Source organism: Hominilimicola fabiformis (assembly GCF_020687385.1).
In the GTDB taxonomy this organism is placed as follows: Bacteria; Bacillota; Clostridia; order UBA1381; family UBA1381; genus Hominilimicola; species Hominilimicola fabiformis.
Map to the genome: position 1 here is coordinate 156,489 of NZ_JAJEQM010000005.1, position 15,636 is coordinate 172,124.

Here is a 15,636-nt window from a genome sequence, read left to right on the forward strand (position 1 = left end):
GATGATTTGATGAAAAAGATTGGTATTTTAACAAGCGGCGGAGATTGTCAAGGTCTTAATGCGGCAATCAGAGGTGTTGCAAAGGGACTGTATGAAGAAATTGACGACGTTGAAATTTACGGTATTCAAAACGGTTATGCCGGACTTATCCACGGTGATTACAAGAAGATGAATCAATCTGATTTTTCCGGTATACTTACAATAGGCGGTACAATTTTGGGGACATCACGTCAGCCGTTTAAGATGATGCGTGTCATTGAAGATGAAAACAGCATTGATAAAGTTGCGGCAATGAAAGATAATTATAAGAAAATGGGGCTTGACTGTCTTGTTATCTTGGGCGGTAACGGTACACATAAAACGGCTAATTTACTTTCTGAAGAAGGTCTTAATGTGGTTACAATGCCAAAGACGATTGACAATGACGTTTGGGGTACGGAAATGACTTTCGGTTTCCAAAGTGCCGTTGATATTGCAACGGAAGTGATAGACTGTATTCATACAACAGCTACTTCTCACGGACGTATTTTTATTGTTGAGGTAATGGGACATAAAGTAGGTTGGCTTAATTTGTATGCAGGTATTGCAGGCGGTGCGGATATAATCCTATTGCCTGAAATTCCTTATGATATTAACGAAATTGCCAAAGTTATCGAAAAGAGAGAACAAGCCGGAAAGAGATTTTCAATTCTTGCCGTTGCAGAGGGTGCAATTTCAAAAGAAGAGGCAAAGATGAAGAAGAAAGAGCTAAAAGCACTTCGTGCGTCAATGCCTTATCCGTCAATCTCTTATAAGATTGCAAAGGAACTTGAAGAAGTTACGGGGCACGAAATCAGAGTAACTGTTCCGGGACACTTCCAAAGAGGCGGAAGCCCTTGTGCATATGACAGATTTCTTTGCACACGTTTCGGTGCGGCTGCCGCAAGACTCATAAAGAACGAACAGTACGGCTTTATGGTTGCATTGCAGAATGAAAAAATTGTTCCTGTACCGCTTGGCGAGGTTGCCGGAAAACTTAAAAAAGTCCCTGTCGACAGCGATATTATCGAGGCGGCAAAGGAAATAGGCATATCATTTGGTGACTAAAATTTTGCAGATGTCAAAAAATCAGTTGGGATTTTGAAAAAATGAACTCATATATAAGGCTCTCCGTGATTGTGGAGAGCCTTATTCTTTTAATTCGTCTAAAAGACGTTCAAGACATTTTTTCTCTATTCTGCTGACGTAACTGCGGCTTATGCCGAGTATATCGGCAATTTCTTTTTGCGTTTTCTTCGGCTGATTACCGAGTCCGTATCGCCAACAGAGAATATTTATTTCGGTTGGGGCTAATATTTTTTTCATTGCGTTGTACAGTTTTTGAGCTTCAAGTTTGCCGGAAATGAGGTCGGCAATATCTGTTGAATCGCAAGTCAGTATATCCGAAAAAGTCATATTGTTGCCCTCACGGTCTGTGCCGATACTTTCATCAATGGAAATTTCATTTTGAAGTTTCTTTGATGAACGCATAACCATAAGCACTTCATTCTCAATACAACGTGAAATATATGTAGACAGACGTGAATTTTTTTCGGGATTGAATGTGTTTATTCCTTTGATAAGACCGATTGTGCCGATAGATATAAGGTCCTCAAGATTTTTTTCGTCAGCATACTTTTTTGCAATGTGTGCAACAAGTCTGAGATTGTGTTCGATAAGTACATTTTTTGCACTTTCATCACCTTTTGCATACAAGTCAAGATATTTCTTTTCTTCACTTTTGTTTAATGGCTTTGGAAATGTTGCATTACCCGAAACGTATCCGGCAAGTATTAAAACAGTCTGTATCCATTCAAAAAATAAACCGCCAAGAAACATATCTCATAACCTCCTTTACACATAATATGCTTAACATATCGTACAAATAGCTAAATTGATGTCCTTATTTTTGTTAAAATTCGGAAAATTGGGTAAAATTAAAATGGTTGACGTAAAATGTCTTTTTATTGTAAACAATACGATATTGACTTGAAATGAGGAACATAATATAATGATAATTGAATAGGTATGAAATATTGAAATCGGAGGGTAGAATATATGCTATGTAAAGTATGTGGAGCTCAGATACCGGATGATGCTCAAGAATGTGAATTTTGCGGTACAAAAGTTAATGAAGATGCAAGTGCGGCAGAAGAAACAAAAGTAATTAATACAGATGAAATAGAAAATGCGTATCAGGAACATCAAGCCGAGTTGAATGAAAATTTGGGTGATGAACAAAATGATAATTCTGAAGAACAAGAAAATTCAGAAGGTGATGAAATTTATGATGATAATGAAAGAAGACGTCGTGAACAGGTAAAGAAAATGATGGAGGATAAGAAACAACAGTTGTCTGAAATCGAACGTCGCCGTAATGAAAAAAGAAAAAGACAAAGACGTAATCGTATTGTGCTTATCGGTGCAATTTGTGCTCTTGCAGTTGCTGCTGCCGGAATAGGTGTGTATTATCTTGTGTCTAACGTCAACGGCGGAAACAAAATAGAGGAAACACCTGCACCGTCAGTTGCAGTTGTGTCAACACCGAGTGTAATTGCAACACCTGCGGTAAGTGAAGAACCTGTACAGACGCCTGAGTTGTCAATGGAAACATCTCCGAGAGATGAAAACAGTACATCATCAAACAGCCAATCGTGGTCTGCAACAGGTAATACAGGCAGCGGTACATCAGCCTCAAGGAGCGGAAGTACATCGTCAAGCGGCACAACATCTAAGAGTAATACGTCAAACGGCTCATCAAGTACATCATCTAAAGGAAAAGGTTCAAGCGGTACAGGCTCATCGTCAAATACATCATCTGCACAAAACAGCGGAGTTTCATCTTCAAACATTTCTTCACAGCTAAGTACAGGCGGTGAAGTTATATATGACTCAAATGCCGGAAAACATTTAATGACATTTGTAACTAATAATGTTAAATATTACGCAACTGTTTCAGCCGGTAGTACAACGGAACAGATAAACGGCAAGCCTTACACGATAACGGCTGTACCGACGTCGGAAACGTATAACGGAAATACTGTATATGAAATTACGAGTATAACGAATTATGCAGGTGACTATATACTTGCAAATTCGGGTACAAAACTTCTTACAAATGATGATATTAAGGGAATGTCAAAGCACGACCTTGCACTTGCGAGAAACGAAATATATGCCCGTCACGGACGTAAATTCCAAACGGAAGAATACAGCAAATATTTCAGCGGTAAGTCTTGGTATTCAATTAATCCGAATTATAATTACAGTGATGATGACAGTAATCTTAATTCGATAGAAGTTAAGAATGTACAATTTATATTAAATGCTGAAAGAAATTAAATAATATCAATAAACTAAAAAGTCTGACCCACAGGGTCAGACTTTTTAGTTTATGCTGTCAATATCATAAGGTGTGATTTGATATACAAAGTAATTGAGCCAATTTGAGAATAACAAATTAGCGTGAGAACGCCAACGGACGATCGGTTTTTTTGTAGGATCGTCATTAGGAAAATAGTGTTTTGGTATTATCGGATTTTTACCTTTGTCCAAATCTCTGAAATATTCATCACGCAACGTTGTTGCGTCGTATTCTGCGTGACCTGTTACAAAAATACGTCTGCCGCCTTTTGTAAATACGATATACACGCCAGCCTCTTTTGAATCGCAAAGAATTTCAAGCTCTTTAACCTTTTTTATATCCTCTGCACGCACTTCCTGAAAACGTGAATGCGGTGCGTAAAATTCATTGTCAAAACCTCGTACAAGCTTTGCCGTGCGTCTGTTCACCTTGTGCTTGAAAACTCCCGAACATTTTTCTTTTAACGGATGCTTCGGCACACCGTAATGATAGTAAAGACCGGCAAGTGCCGCCCAACATATGTGCAATGTTGAAGTGACGTGAGTTTTGGACCAATCCATTATGCGTGTAAGCTCGCCCCAATAATCAACATCTTCATATTCAAGGTTTTCAACAGGCGCACCTGTTATAATCATTCCGTCATATTTTGAATCTTTTATTTCATCAAAGGTTGTATAAAATGTTGCCAAATGTTCTGATGGTGTGTTTTTTGATTCGTGTGTATCCATTTGCAGAAAATCTATTTCAATTTGCAACGGTGAATTTGAAAGCAGTCTTAAAAGCTGTGTTTCGGTAGCTATTTTAGTCGGCATCAAGTTCACTATTACAATTTTAAGCGGACGAATATCTTGGTGCATAGCCTTTTTTTCACTCATAACAAAAATATTTTCTTTTCTGAGCTGTGCTGTTGCCGGAAGTTTGTCCGGTATCTTTATAGGCATATATATCCACTCCCTTGCTTAATATACTAACGTTTATTATAACACAAAACAGTATATATTACAATAGATTATCATTAATTATAATATAACAGAAAATTTGCAATATGTATAAATTATACCCAAAAGCATTATAATAAGTATAGTACGGAGGTGTGTACAGTGATAAATGATACAGATACAGAAAGCAATATAGCGGAACAGGAACGACGGAATATTGAGGATTTGGGAAGTGTTGAAACAAAAAATCCGAGAGGTAATATACATTGTCTGAATATAATCGGTCAGGTTGAGGGGCATATGGTATTGCCGCCGCAGAACAAGACAACGAAATACGAACACGTTCTGCCGCAGCTTATAGCGATTGAGGAAAATCCGGAAATTGACGGACTTATGGTGCTTTTAAATACGGTAGGCGGTGACGTTGAGGCAGGATTGGCGATAGCTGAAATGATAGCCGGAATGAGCAAACCTACCGTTTCGCTTGTTTTGGGCGGCGGACACAGTATAGGTGTACCGCTTGCGGTTGCAACGGACTATTCGTTCATTGCACCGACCGCAACTATGACAGTGCATCCGCTCAGAATGAACGGCGTTGTAATCGGCGTTATGCAGACATTTCAATATTTTCAGAATATGCAGGACAGAATAATTGATTTTGTTGTTTCAAACTCAAATATATCATACGACAAATTTAAACAGTTAATGCTCACGACTGATGAAATAGCAAACGACGTGGGAAGTATATTATTTGCAAAAAAGGCGGTTGAATACGGGCTTATAAATGAAATGGGCGGACTTAAAGACGCACTTGAAAAAATGTATGAGCTGATAGAAAAGGAGAGAGAAAATAAAAAATGATTTATTCAATAGTGCCGACAGATGTTGTGTTTTTCGACAACACTCAAATAAGACAAAGACATCTAAAAATGTATAACAACGTGACACTTGAATTGACAGACGGACGCGTGGAGAGAATTATAAGCACAAATCCGCAGGATTATCTGAAATATCATAATTTACTCGGTTCAAACAATATTTAGAAAAAATATCTTGCAAAACTTTGTCTTATGGTGTATAATGTAACAGATTGCCGTACTCGTGGCAATACACTAATGAAGGAGGAAAAGAATATGCAAGATAATGTATATGACGTTTTGCTGGAGCGTGGACTTATTGCCCAGACAACACACGAACAAGAGATACGAGAATTATTAGGAAAGGAAAAAGTTACGTTCTATATTGGCTTTGACCCAACAGCAGACAGCCTTCATGTAGGACACTTTTTGCAGATGGTCGTAATGCGACATATGCAGAATTACGGACACAGACCGATTGCCCTTGTCGGCGGCGGTACAGGTCATATCGGTGACCCGTCGGGAAGAACCGATATGCGTCAGATGATGACTAAGGAAATAATTGACCATAACTGTGAATGTTTCAAACAGCAGTTATCAAGAGTTATTGATTTCTCGGACGATAAAGCTATAATGGTAAACAATGCCGATTGGCTTTTAGACCTTAATTATGTGGAATTTTTGCGTGACATCGGTTCATGTTTCTCAGTAAATAAAATGCTTACTGCCGAATGCTTTAAGCAAAGACTTGAAAAGGGACTTTCATTCCTTGAATTTAACTATATGCTTATGCAGAGCTATGACTTCTTAATGCTTAACCGTAAGTATAACTGTAAAATCGAATTGGGCGGCGACGACCAGTGGAGTAACATTCTTGGCGGTATCGACCTTTGCAGACGTAAGGACCAAAAGCAGGTTTACGGTATGACATTTACTTTGCTTACAAACAGTGAAGGTAAGAAAATGGGTAAGACACAATCGGGTGCTGTTTGGCTTGACCCTAAAAAGACTACTCCGTACGATTTCTATCAGTATTGGGTAAACGTACAAGATGCTGACGTTATTAAGTGCTTAAAACTTCTTACATTCGTTCCTATGGACGAAATTCGTAAAATGGAAAAGTGGGAAGGTAAGGAACTTAACGAAGCTAAGAGAATTCTTGCTTATGAAGTAACAAAGCTTGTACACGGTGAAGAAGAGGCTGAAAAAGCTAAGAAAACAGCAGAAGAAGTATTCGCTAAAGGCGGAGTAAGTGCAGATATGCCGACAAGCGTTATACCTGACGTTGTCGGAATGGGTGTACTTGATATGCTTGTTAAGACAGGATTGTTGCCGTCGAAGGGGGAGGCAAGACGTCTTGTTCAACAAAACGGTCTTTCAATCAATGATGTAAAATACAATGACGTAAACGGTGTTGTTACGGAAGATATGATTACAGATGAAGGTATGATTATCAAAAAGGGTAAAAAGACATTCCACAGAGTTGTTACAAAATAAGACAAAATTTAAAAGCGTTCACATTTTGAAGTGAACGCTTATTTTTTTAGAATTTTATAATTCCGAGTGCTTCAAGTATTGAAGAAATCAATATTGCAACGATAAACACAGGTGCAACGTATTTAATCATAATATCGAAAAGCTTTTGACGTTTGAATGCTGATGATATGCGTACTTCATCGTGTATTGAGTTGACGCCGATAACGTATGCGACAAATATACAGGTAAGCAATGCGCATATAGGCATAAGTATTGAATTTGTGGCAAAGTCCATCATATCAAGAATTGTCATACCGCCTAAAGTCGCTTTATCCCAGACATTGTATCCTAAAATCGGCGGTATACCAAATAAGAAAGAACCGATACCTGCACAGATTGTTGTCTTATTTCTGTCCCAACCGAAACGGTCACAAAGCGAAGAAACGATAGCCTCCATAATTGAAATGGAAGAAGTAAGTGCGGCAAGCAGAACAAGTATGAAGAATACACTTCCTATAACCGTTGCCATACCCATGCTTTCAAATACCTTTGGCAATGTCACAAACATAAGGCTTGGACCTTTGCCCAAAGCACTTTGGTCACCGCCTGAAAAAGCAAATACCGCCGGAACAATCATAAGACCTGCCAATATAGCGATAGCTGTATCGAAAAGTTCAATTCTGCCTACATTCTTTTCAAGGTTACTGTCTTTAGGCAAGTATGAGCCGTATGCAATCATAATACCCATCGCAAGCGATAGTGAGTAGAACATTTGTCCCATTGCGGCAAGCACACCTTGAATTGAAAAGTTTGAAAAGTCGGGAACGAAGAAATACTTAACACCCATCATAGCACCCGGAAGTGTAATTGAGTATACCGCAACGATTATTGCAAGTACAATAAGTACCGGCATAAGTATTGTACTGAACTTTTCAACGCCTTTTTGAACACCTCTTAAAATTACAAAAGTCGTAATTGCCGAGAATATAAACTGATAAATAAGAAGTCTTTGCGGTGATGCAAGCATATCAGTAAAGAAATTGTCTTGTGCCAAAAGCTGATGATTGCCTGTTACATATTTTGTTGCATATTCGATAACCCAACCGCCGATTACGTTGTAGTAAGGTTGAATAATCATGGGAATAAGCGTTGCGATAATTCCGATAAATCCCCATTTTTTACTAAGTTCGCGGAATGCACAAAGTCCGCTTTTACCGGTTTTACGTCCGATTGCGTTTTCGGCAATCATAAGTGAAAAACCGAATGTTACGACAAGAAGTATGTAGAATAATAAGAATATACCTCCGCCGTATTTTGCGGCGAGGTAAGGGAAACGCCAAATATTACCCAATCCTACCGCACTTCCTGCCGCAGCAAGAACAAATCCGAATCCGCCTGAAAACGTGCTTCTTTTTTTGTTGTTCATAAGAAAATACCTCTCTTGATTTTATAATAATGAATTTATTATACTATATCGCAAACAATTTGTAAAATACTTTTTGATAAATGTCAGATATTTTGTGAATATTGCTGTAACATAGTATGTAAGTTGCAGACAAAAACAGTGATTGAAATTTAATACATAATATGATATAATAAAAATAAGTATGTATGAAAGAGCAGGTGAGTACTTTGGAAAAAGGTGCAAATATCCTTTTATCATTGATGCAGTTAAATATCGGAGGCGCGGAAACACACGTTGTTGAACTTGCAAAAGAGCTTAAAAGAAAAGGCTTTAATGTAATTGTCACTTCAAACGGCGGTGTTTATGTAAAGGAACTCGAGGACGCTGGAATAAAGCATTATGCAGTACCTTTGCAGAATAAAAATCCTTTGAATATGCTGAAATCGGCACGACTTTTGAAGAAGATAATTAAAGACGAAAAAATAGACATAGTTCATTCTCACGCAAGAATCCCTTCTTTTATATTGGGAAAACTTCACAAGAGAATGAAGTTTCCGTTTGTGACAACGGCACATTGGGTATTTAATACAGGCTACGGTCTTAAATATATAACCGATTGGGGTGAAAAGACTGTTGCGGTGTCGGAGGATATAAAGACCTACTTAATGGACAACTATCACATACCGGCAGGTGATATAAATGTTACGATAAACGGTATTGATACTGAAAAGTTTTCACCTAAAACAGATTGTGAAGATATAAAAAAGGAACTCGGTATAAAAGATGACGATACGGTTATAACTTATGTAAGCCGTTTGGACGAATCAAGAAGCCTTGTTGCAAAGCAGCTTATCGAAGCAGTTCCCGAAATCGACAAAGCGGTTAATAATTTAAAAGTTATAGTTGTCGGTGCAGGCGATGATTATGATAATGTAAAAACTATGGCTGACAGCGTAAACCAAAAGTTGGGTCGTGATGTCATTGTACTTACAGGTGCAAGAACAGATATAAATAAACTTATTGCACCGTGTAAATTGTTTGTAGGTGTGAGCCGTGCGGCTCTTGAGGCAATGGCGGCGGACAAGCCTGTTATAATTGCAGGTAATGAGGGATATATCGGATTGTTTGACGAAAGCAAACTTGCGGTCGGCATTGATACCAACTTCTGTTGCCGCGGTTGTGAAATGTCGAACAGTGAGCTTATAAAACGTGATGTACTTAAATTCTTCAATCTTGACGAAAATAAGCAGAAAGAACTCGGCGAATACGGCAGAGAACTTATTAAGAAAGAATATTCCGTAACTCGTATGGCTGATGACAGTATAAAGGTTTATGACTGGGCATTGCAGAAAAACAAAGAAATTCTTATATCAGGTTATTACGGCTTTAAAAACAGCGGTGATGACGCACTTTTGCAGGCGATTATAAATGATTTAAAGCAGTATAAGGAAAGTCCGAACATAGTTGTTTTAAGTGCAAACCCTGCCGAAACAATGGAATATTACAAGGTTAAATCTATAAATCGATTGAATGTATTAAAGATTGCCAAACATATGAAAAAGGCAGATATGCTTATTTCGGGCGGCGGTACACTGATACAGGACAGAACAAGTACAAAATCACTTTGGTATTATCTTACGGTTATCGCAATGGCAAAAAAGAAAAATATGAAAGTTATGCTTTATTCAAACGGTATAGGTCCGCTTGAAAGAAAGGGCAATATCAAGAAAACCAAGAAAATACTTGATAAAGTTGACCTTATAACATTGCGTGATGAACGTTCATATAAAACGTTGCATGAAATCGGTATTGAAAACAAAAATGTAAAGGTTACAGCCGATCCTGCACTTGATTTGGATATTGCAGACGAAAAGCTCGGAAAGGCTATTTTGAAAAATGAGGGTGTTCCGAGTGATAAAAAACTGCTCGGAGTGTCGGTAAGAAAGTGGCAGAACTTAGGCGGTGACTTTGAAACTCAAATTGCGAACGCTTGTGACTACGCATACGAAAAATACGGCTACTATACGGTATTTCTTCCTATGCAGTCAAGTCGTGACACAGCTATAATGCAGAACATAAAACGCAAAATGAAACATGAATCGGCAATTATTAAGAAACGTTATTCCGTTGAGGGAATGCTTTCAATTATTAAATGTTTTGATATGTGTATCGGTATGCGACTTCATACATTAATTTATGCGGCGATAAATTCAGTACCGCTTATCGGCCTGGTGTATGACCCTAAGATAAACAGCTTTATGGAATATACACATCAAAGACACTACGTTGACGTAAATGAAGTAACAGATGAAAATTTAAAGAAAATGCTTGATGAATGTGTGGCAAATTACGACACGATAAAGCAGGATTTAAAAGAAAATTACAGCCATTTAAAAGAAAAAGCAAAGCTTAACGGCAAATATGCGATTGAGCTTTATGAAAAAGGGAGTGTGACGCTGTGAAAGGAAAAACTTCCGGACAGAAAATGCTCCTGACGGCAGGCTTTATGGCAATGGCAACGCTTTTGTCAAAGGTACTCGGACTTGTAAGAGATTCGCTTTTAACAGCATATTTCGGTTCCGGCTTGGAGTCGGACGCATTTTTAACCGCGTCAACTATTCCTACAACGTTGTTTGATGTCATAATCGGCGGAGTTATATCTGCGGCATTTATACCTGTTTTCAACGATATAATGTCGAAAAAAGGCAAAGACGAGGCGATGAAATTTGTCAATAAGTTCGTAACGCTTATTGTCTGTATAACCTTATTTATCGTTGTGGGCGGAATAATTTTCAGAGATGTACTTGTGAACATACAAGCACCGAATTATACAGCTGACAAGCACAATCTTGCGGCACAGCTTACCGCGATAATGTTCCCGATGGTAATATTTACGGGACTGGCGTTTTCGTTTGTCGGATTGTTGCAGTCATTCGGCGAGTACAATATTCCGTCAATAATAAGCCTTGTATCGAATTTGGCTATTATACTTTATTATGTGGTATTCGGCAAGAAGTTCGGTATTTACGGCTTGTCGGTAACAATGGTTATTGCATGGAGCTTGCAGTTTATAATACTGATACCTTGGATAAAAAAATTCGGAGTAAAGTACAGACCTGATTTTAAGTTTAAAGATCCGTATATAAAGCAAATGCTTTTGCTTGCCGGACCTATGCTTATATCCACTTGGGTACAACCGCTTTATTCAATAGTCAATCAAAGATTTGCGTCAAATATCGATTCTGCGGTAACATATATTCAGCAGTCGAACAGACTGTATATAATCGTTGTCGGAGTATTCAGTTTTGTGGTTACAAACTTGATATTCCCAAAACTTGCACGTGCGGTTGCGGACGGAAACGACAATGAGGCGAAAAAACTTACAGTAAGCTCAATGCGTGCGATTGTGCTTGTAATAGCACCGCTTATGGCAGGATTTATAGTTCTTTCAAAACCGATTGCGTCTGTTATTTACGGTTACGGCAAAATGGGTGCAGAGGACGTTGAGGCAATAAGTACATTGCTTAAATTCTATTCTGTCGGTATGCTTGGACTTGGACTTAATGAGATTTTGTCAAAAGCATTTTTCTCGCTGCAGGACAGCAGAACGCCTATGAGAAACTCGGTTATAAGTATGGTTATAAATATTTTGCTTGCGTATGTACTGTATAATGTAATGGCAACTAACGGACTTGCACTTGCGGCGGCAGGCGGTTCAATCGTGAATGCGGTTTTGAACTGGTTCTGTATGCACAGAAAGTATCCCGATATGATAAAAGGCAGAGATATTTTGAATATGATAAAAGCCGTTATATCGGCGGCTGTTATGGGAGTAGGCGTATTCTTCGTTTACGGATTTGTAGGTGCAAGATTTGACGGTGTTGTAGGAAATATCCTCACTTGCGGTATATGCGGTGTGACAGGAGTTATAATATACGGTATTATGATTTTTGTTACGGGCGAGGACGATATAAAAAGTATTATAAAAAAGAAAGGGTGAGAAGATGAATAGTTTTATACTGTCTTCAATAGCGGCATTTTGTCACAGTTTTGCAAATGCGTTCAGAAAAAGCGGACTTTGCAAATTGCTTATGAAGATATATAACGGAATATCAGGTTCTTGGAAAAACAGTTCTGTTATGACTTGGATCAGAAATATAGGTCAAAACGAGTCAAACAGTGTTGCGGTAAGAATTGTCAGATGTCCGTTTACGTTTTTAACTTTTATAAAAAAGAAAATCGGAAAATTTGTGGAAAGCAACATAAAAAACAGTTTTATATGTCATTGGGCGAGAGTATATATACAGAATTTTATGGCGGTGAATACACGTTTTTTCGGTATAATGATTCTTGCAACGGTTGTATGTTACAGTATTGTAGGTATGCACCTGTCGAAAATTGCTTTGATTGTCGGTGTTATCGGCGCGATTATGAGTGTGTTTAACTTCAATCTTATGTCGTTTTTAAATCCGAGTAAGGTCGTAAGTGTAATCAAAAGTGCGGCGGGATTTAAAAATCTTGATTTTGAATTTTACGATGAAAAGTATACAAACGGCAAGCTAAGACTTGTACTTGCACTTTTGTGCGGTATTATTGTCGGAGTGGTAATGAGCGTTTCAAAGCTTTACGGCTTGGCAATACCTTTTGCTCTGTTCGGTATGGTGCTTGTTATGTATGCACCGATTACGGGTGTGTATGCGGCGGTATTTTTAGCACCTTTTATGCCGACAATGATACTTGCCGGTATATGTTTGTGGACGGCTTTGTCACTTGTTATTAAATCGCTTTCGGACGAAAACTTCAAGTGGAAGTTTGACGGCGTGGGTATGTGTATATTACTTCTTTTGGGAGTATTGCTTGTATCGTCACTTGCATCATTCGCAAGAATGGGAAGTCTTAAAGTATGGGCGATGTATCTTGTATTCCTAATATTCTACTTTGTTGTAGTGAATACGGTTAAGACAAAGGAACAACTTTACGGATTGTTTAAGATATTTGTTATATCGGGCGCACTTGTTGCACTTTACGGTGTAATGCAGTACGCATTCGGTTGGACAACTTCAAATGCGTGGATTGATGAAGAAATGTTTGAAGACGCAACAATGCGTGTATATTCAACACTCGGCAATCCGAACGTACTGGGCGAATACTTGCTTTTGGTACTTCCTGTAGCGGCGGTATATATGCTTAAAAACAAGTGGAAAGAACTTTCAAAATGGGCGTACGGATTAATGTTCCTTGTGCTTGCGTTGTGTCTGGTACTTACACAGTCAAGAGGCTGTTGGATCGGCTTTATGCTGAGCGTAGTTATATTCGTAACATTCTATGAAGGAAAATGGTGGGGATTTATACCGATTGTGTTGTGTATATTGCCGTTTATCATACCGCAGACTATTGTTGACCGTATAATGAGTGTCGGCAATATGGAGGACTCGTCAACATCGTATCGTGTATATATTTGGATGGGTACGCTCGGAATGATGAAACATTATTGGCTCGGCGGTATAGGTATGGGTGAGGCGGCATTTTCACAGGTATATCCTTTCTTCTCATACAACGCTATCATAGCACCTCATTCACATAACTTGTTCTTACAACTTCTTGTTGAGGCAGGCATAAGCGGACTGGGAGTGTTCTTGGTAATGCAAATTGTATTTGTAAAGAAAATGTCTGATGTATACAGAATGGATGATAAAAAGAGCATGGACTCAATGCTTGCATTGGCTTTGGGCAGCGGTGTAATAGGATTTTTGGCACAGAGTATGTTTGACTATACATTCTACAACTACAGAGTAATGGCAGTATTCTTTATGGTGTTAGGTTTGGGTTTAGCGTTGAAACACTTAAAAACGACTGACTAAAATTGCCCTCAGCACCACTTTTGCTTGGGGAAATACCTATGTACGGTACCGCGAGCCGCAAAGCGGCACTGTGAACAATTTTTAAATCAGTTTGGAATTTCTGTGAAAGGAGTAATCTATGAAAAAAATAAAAGTAATAGAAGTGTCCTCGGATACAAACATAGGCGGTGCGGGAAAATGTCTTCTTACACTGCTTGAAAATTTTGATTACAACACATTTGACGTAAAAGTAGTTCTTCCGAAAAACAGCCTTTTAAAACCGCATATTGACAAGATGAATATACCTGTAATCGAGGTTGACGGAATTGCGGATAAGTCGCTTGATTTTGCGGCGGTAAAGAAACTTAGAATGATATTTAAACGTGAAAGACCGGATATTGTTCATACTCATGCAAGTATGTCAGCAAGAATTGCGGCAAAACAAGCGGGTGCAAAGGTTGTTTATACGCGTCACAGCGTATTTGAACCGTCAAAGAAAATATCGAGAGGTATAGGCAAGGTTATAAACGGAATGATTAACAATCATTATGCGGACAGTATTATTGCCGTTGCAGAGGCGGCAAAGGACAACCTTACTGATACGGGTGTTAAGGAAAGCAAGATAAAAGTCATTTTAAACGGCGTTGACGGACTTACACCTGTTTCGACAGACGAAAAACGAATTATAAAAGAACGCTTCAATCTTCCCGACGGATATAAAGCGGTGTCAATCGTTGCACGTCTTGAGGATATAAAAGGTCACGATTATTTTATCGAGGCGGCGGACAGACTTTTGCAAAAAGGAATAAAAGCAAGATTTTATATTGCCGGTACAGGTTCATATGAAAATCACTTAAAAGAAAAAGTTAAAAATATGAACAGACAGGAACAGATTATATTTACAGGTTTTATATCTGATGTAGATAAACTTATGAGTATAACCGACGTTCAGGCGAATGCATCATTCGGTACAGAGGCTACATCGCTTGCTTTACTTGAAGGTATGAGTCTTGGAATACCGGCAGTCGTTTCGGATTTCGGAGGTAATCCGGGGGTTATAAAGAACGGACAAAACGGATATATCGTTCCGAAACAAAATTCAAAGGCTTTGGCTGATAATCTTGAAGTATTGCTTACAGACCAAAAACTTTACGATTATATGTCGCAAGGTGCTAAAAAGATATTCCAAAAGACTTTTACGGCACAGGCGATGACGAAACAAACAGAACAAGTATATCTTGATTTGATGAAATAAGGAGGATAAATAAATGTCAGAGAAGAAAGCAAAATTCACTGCGATAGACGCAATAATAATCTTGGTTATACTTGCGGTTATCGTTGTTGGTGCAATTAAAATTCTTCCGTCGTTTACAAGCGGAAGTGAAAAAGAAAAGGTTGATTTTACAGTTATGGTTCAAAACAAAGACGAGGACTTTGCAAATGCAATCACGATAGGTGATGACGTAACAATCAGCCTTACGGAAAAAGACGGCGGAGTTGTGAAAAATGTTGAGTCAAAACCGGCTGTAACTATGGTTTACAACAGTATTGACGGTACTTACTCAAACGAAGTTATAGAAGGTAAATATGACGTGTATGTGACGATTGAGGCTGATACGGATGTTTCTGATCTTGCTATAAAGGCAGGAGGTACGGCAGTTAAAGTCGGCGCGGAAATACCTGTAAGAGGTAAAGGCTATGCGTCAACAGGCTATGTTATAGGAATAGATGACTAAAG

General features: G+C 38.5%; 13 protein-coding genes. 10 read left to right on the plus strand and 3 right to left on the minus strand.

Translation table 11 applies throughout. The annotated features are described in order from the left end of the window. The first annotated feature begins 9 nt into the window (after positions 1-9). Complete coding sequence (locus LKE05_RS05185; RefSeq protein ID WP_022228844.1) at positions 10-1,086, plus strand: 6-phosphofructokinase; 1,077 nt, start codon at positions 10-12, stop codon at positions 1,084-1,086. 81 nt (positions 1,087-1,167) lie between these two features. Here the strand turns inward: LKE05_RS05185 and sigK are convergent, their stop codons facing one another. Then, positions 1,168-1,857 carry an RNA polymerase sporulation sigma factor SigK gene (sigK, locus tag LKE05_RS05190; protein WP_022228843.1) on the minus strand — a complete coding sequence of 230 codons (690 nt, stop codon included), beginning with the start codon at positions 1,855-1,857 and terminating at the stop codon, positions 1,168-1,170. 219 nt (positions 1,858-2,076) lie between these two features. Between sigK and LKE05_RS05195 the strand changes: the two genes are divergently transcribed. Then, on the plus strand, positions 2,077-3,360 hold the full coding sequence (locus LKE05_RS05195) for a YARHG domain-containing protein (RefSeq protein ID WP_308456157.1): 1,284 nt from the start codon (positions 2,077-2,079) through the stop codon (positions 3,358-3,360). A 45-nt stretch (positions 3,361-3,405) separates the two neighbouring features. Here LKE05_RS05195 and metA read toward each other — a convergent pair whose 3' ends face one another. Beyond that, on the minus strand, positions 3,406-4,323 hold the full coding sequence (gene metA, locus LKE05_RS05200) for a homoserine O-acetyltransferase MetA (protein ID WP_022228841.1): 918 nt from the start codon (positions 4,321-4,323) through the stop codon (positions 3,406-3,408). A gap of 159 nt (positions 4,324-4,482) precedes the next feature. On the opposite strand from metA, the gene LKE05_RS05205 reads away from it, so the two are divergent. From LKE05_RS05205 to tyrS, 3 genes are all read left to right on the plus strand, one after another. Then, positions 4,483-5,181, plus strand: a complete 699-nt coding sequence (locus LKE05_RS05205; RefSeq protein ID WP_022228840.1) for a ClpP family protease — start codon at positions 4,483-4,485, stop codon at positions 5,179-5,181. Then, positions 5,178-5,363, plus strand: coding sequence for a YlzJ-like family protein (locus tag LKE05_RS05210; protein ID WP_022228839.1), 186 nt, complete (start codon positions 5,178-5,180; stop codon positions 5,361-5,363). The genes LKE05_RS05205 and LKE05_RS05210 overlap by 4 nt, the downstream gene beginning before the upstream one ends. 90 nt (positions 5,364-5,453) lie before the next feature. Next, complete coding sequence (tyrS, locus tag LKE05_RS05215; protein ID WP_308456158.1) at positions 5,454-6,674, plus strand: tyrosine--tRNA ligase; 1,221 nt, start codon at positions 5,454-5,456, stop codon at positions 6,672-6,674. A gap of 46 nt (positions 6,675-6,720) precedes the next feature. Here the strand turns inward: tyrS and LKE05_RS05220 are convergent, their stop codons facing one another. Then, positions 6,721-8,079 carry a sodium-dependent transporter gene (locus tag LKE05_RS05220; protein WP_308456159.1) on the minus strand — a complete coding sequence of 453 codons (1,359 nt, stop codon included), beginning with the start codon at positions 8,077-8,079 and terminating at the stop codon, positions 6,721-6,723. A 206-nt stretch (positions 8,080-8,285) separates the two neighbouring features. Here LKE05_RS05220 and csaB point away from each other — a divergent pair, with 206 nt between their 5' ends. From csaB to LKE05_RS05245, 5 genes are all read left to right on the plus strand, one after another. Beyond that, positions 8,286-10,520, plus strand: a complete 2,235-nt coding sequence (gene csaB / locus LKE05_RS05225) for a polysaccharide pyruvyl transferase CsaB (RefSeq protein WP_308456160.1) — start codon at positions 8,286-8,288, stop codon at positions 10,518-10,520. Next, a complete protein-coding gene (gene murJ / locus LKE05_RS05230) occupies positions 10,517-12,058 on the plus strand; it encodes a murein biosynthesis integral membrane protein MurJ (RefSeq protein WP_308456161.1) in 1,542 nt (513 codons plus the stop codon). The genes csaB and murJ overlap by 4 nt, the downstream gene beginning before the upstream one ends. Before the next feature lie 4 nt (positions 12,059-12,062). Then, on the plus strand, positions 12,063-13,919 hold the full coding sequence (locus LKE05_RS05235) for an O-antigen ligase family protein (protein WP_308456162.1): 1,857 nt from the start codon (positions 12,063-12,065) through the stop codon (positions 13,917-13,919). 118 nt (positions 13,920-14,037) lie between these two features. Further along, entirely contained in the window at positions 14,038-15,153 is a 1,116-nt protein-coding gene (locus tag LKE05_RS05240) for a glycosyltransferase family 4 protein (protein WP_118445640.1), read from the plus strand. 13 nt (positions 15,154-15,166) lie between these two features. Beyond that, complete coding sequence (locus LKE05_RS05245; protein WP_117966278.1) at positions 15,167-15,634, plus strand: DUF4330 domain-containing protein; 468 nt, start codon at positions 15,167-15,169, stop codon at positions 15,632-15,634. Positions 15,635-15,636 lie beyond the last annotated feature (2 nt).